We start from the raw sequence: 634 nt of genomic DNA, 5'->3' as shown, positions 1-634 counted from the left end.
TGGCGTGGTTCCTGTTGATGTCGGTGCCGGCGCTGGTCGAGTGGGCCTTCATCAAGGCCAACTTCACCGCCGCCAACGCGCAGGAATGCCGCGCCTCGGTGGGCGGGGCCTGCTGGGCCTTCATCATCGAGAAGCACCGGCTGATCCTGTTCGGCACCTATCCCTACGACGAACAATGGCGGCCGCTGATCGCGACCATCATCCTGGTCGCGGTGATCGTGTGCAGCGGCATCCGCCGTTTCTGGAACTGGAAGCTCGCCATCATCTGGACCGTCGGCCTGACCGCCGTGGCGATCCTGATGTGGGGCGGCGTGCTGGGCCTGACCTACGTCGAGAACGCGCGCTGGGGCGGCCTGCCGCTGACGCTGATCCTGTCGACGTTCGGCATCGCCTTCGCCTTCCCGATCGGCGTGCTGCTGGCCCTGGGCCGGCGCTCGAAGATGCCGGCCATCAAGGCGCTGTGCGTCGTGTACATCGAGCTGATCCGCGGCGTGCCGCTGATCAGCCTGCTGTTCATGTCGTCGGTGATGCTGCCGCTGTTCCTGCCCGAAGGCTTCTCCATCGACAAGCTGCTGCGCGCGCAGATCGCGATCATCATGTTCGCGGCCGCGTACATCGCCGAAACGGTGCGCGG

Annotated in this window: 1 protein-coding gene; it reads left to right on the top strand. The window is 66.1% G+C overall.

Going from position 1 to position 634, the window contains the following annotated elements; translation table 11 throughout:
- The coding region (locus SB816_RS29745) for an ABC transporter permease subunit (protein ID WP_410547960.1) at window positions 1-634 on the top strand (634 nt) is incomplete at both ends.

It is taken from the genome of Achromobacter sp. SIMBA_011 (assembly GCF_046535435.1).
GTDB lineage: Bacteria > Pseudomonadota > Gammaproteobacteria > Burkholderiales > Burkholderiaceae_B > Achromobacter > Achromobacter dolens.
This window is presented reverse-complemented; position numbering and strand designations above follow the sequence as displayed.